This window comes from Rhodococcus sp. P14, assembly GCF_000256505.1.
Taxonomy (GTDB): domain Bacteria; phylum Actinomycetota; class Actinomycetes; order Mycobacteriales; family Mycobacteriaceae; genus Rhodococcus; species Rhodococcus ruber.
The window spans coordinates 1-1,356 of the sequence record NZ_AJFC01000282.1 but is presented as its reverse complement, the minus strand read 5'-3'; the positions used below and the strand labels follow the sequence as shown (position 1 = coordinate 1,356).

Genomic DNA, 1,356 nt, shown 5'->3' with positions numbered 1-1,356 from the left:
GGGTCGTGGCGGTGGCCCTGCGCGGCCACGGACGCAGTGCCCGTGCCGCGTCCTACCGTTTCGACGAGTTCGGCGCCGACGTGCTCGGGCTCTGCGAGCACCTGGGCCTCGAGACGGTCGACCTCGTCGGGCACTCCCTCGGCGGGCACACCGGATCCCTCGTCGCGCAGCAGCGCCCGGGCCTGGTGCGCCGGCTCGTGCTCGAGGAGGCCCCGCTGCCGCTGCGTCCGGGCGATCCGCCGCCGGTGCTCGGTGGGCGTCTGCCGTCGCCGGGCGAACTGTGGCACGCCTCGACGAGCCTGCTGCGCAATCCGCGCGCGACCTTCGCCTTCGACCGCTCCATGACCGGCTCGGCCATCACCCAGTTCCGCGCGCCGAATCCGATGTGGTGGGAACGTCTTGCGCAGATCACCGCGCCGACGCTGATTCTGCGGGGCGGGCCCGGCAGCATGGTCGATCCGACCCGGCTCACGGCCGCGGTGGACGTCCTCGGCGACGTCGCGGTCCACGACTTCACCTGTGGCCACAGCATCCACCGCGACCGGCACCGCGAGTTCGAGGCCACTGTGCTGCCGTTCCTCACCTGAGCACTCGTTCCGCAACGACAGAGCTATTCCAGCCAGATGCGGCGATCGAAGCCGCCGCGTTCGGCGCGCTTGGCGGCAGCCGCGGCAACCACCTCGTCCGCGGTGATCCCGAATGCGGAGAGCGCAGCCGTGAACACCTCGTGCATGTCGGCGAGTTCGCCGAGCCGCTCGTCGTCGCCCCGCGCGTGCCGGAGTTCGTGCGCTTCCTCCACGAGTTTGTCGAGCAGGGCGCAGCGGTACTCGTCCCGATCGAGTACCCGAGTGTGCGCCACCCGACCGTCGGCTTCGATGATCTCGGGAATCCGGTCGCGGACCAGCTTGCCCATCGTGGTTCCTTCCGCTGCGCTACCGTCGCGGGGTGGACGGTACCGGACCACCGACGGATCCTCTCGCGCTCGGTCAGCGCGTCGTCGCCGTCCTCGAGACCGGTGCGCGCACCGCCACCTACAAGCTGGCTGTCCTGTCGGCGCTGGTCGGCTTCTGCGTCGACCCCCTGCCGGCGGACCCGGCCGCGGCGCTCGACGTGCCGATCGACGCGCTCGCCGAGCGGGTGATCGACCTGTACTGGCCCCAGGTCCGCCCGTTCGACGGGCATCGGCTCCGGCAGTCGTCGCAGCCCAGGGCTCGGATCCTGACGGCCGTGGAGGCACTGCGCGGCGCTGTGAACGCCGACGGGGTGGCCGGTCTGTCCCGCGCGAGATCGCGGAAGCCGGACCTGTACCGCGAGACCGTCGCGGAGGTCGCGCTCACGCTCGCGCAACAGCCGCTG

2 protein-coding genes and 1 pseudogene are annotated in these 1,356 nt (G+C 71.8%); 2 read left to right on the top strand and 1 reads right to left on the bottom strand.

What is annotated here, in order from left to right:
* The coding region (locus OEY_RS0119835; RefSeq protein WP_010595549.1) for an alpha/beta fold hydrolase at window positions 1–587 on the top strand (587 nt) is incomplete at its 5' end.
* A gap of 23 nt (window positions 588–610) precedes the next feature.
* Here the strand turns inward: OEY_RS0119835 and OEY_RS0119830 are convergent.
* Complete coding sequence (locus OEY_RS0119830; RefSeq protein WP_010595548.1) at window positions 611–913, bottom strand: nucleoside triphosphate pyrophosphohydrolase; 303 nt, start codon at window positions 911–913, stop codon at window positions 611–613.
* A gap of 32 nt (window positions 914–945) precedes the next feature.
* Here OEY_RS0119830 and OEY_RS0119825 point away from each other — a divergent pair.
* A pseudogene (locus OEY_RS0119825) lies at window positions 946–1,356 on the top strand (HNH endonuclease); the annotation flags it as partial.

What these genes read in the sequence shown, in the direction of transcription:
- OEY_RS0119830 (WP_010595548.1), bottom strand. Translation starts at nt 913, where the DNA reads ATGGGCAAGCTGGTCCGCGACCGGATTCCCGAGATCATCGAAGCCGAC.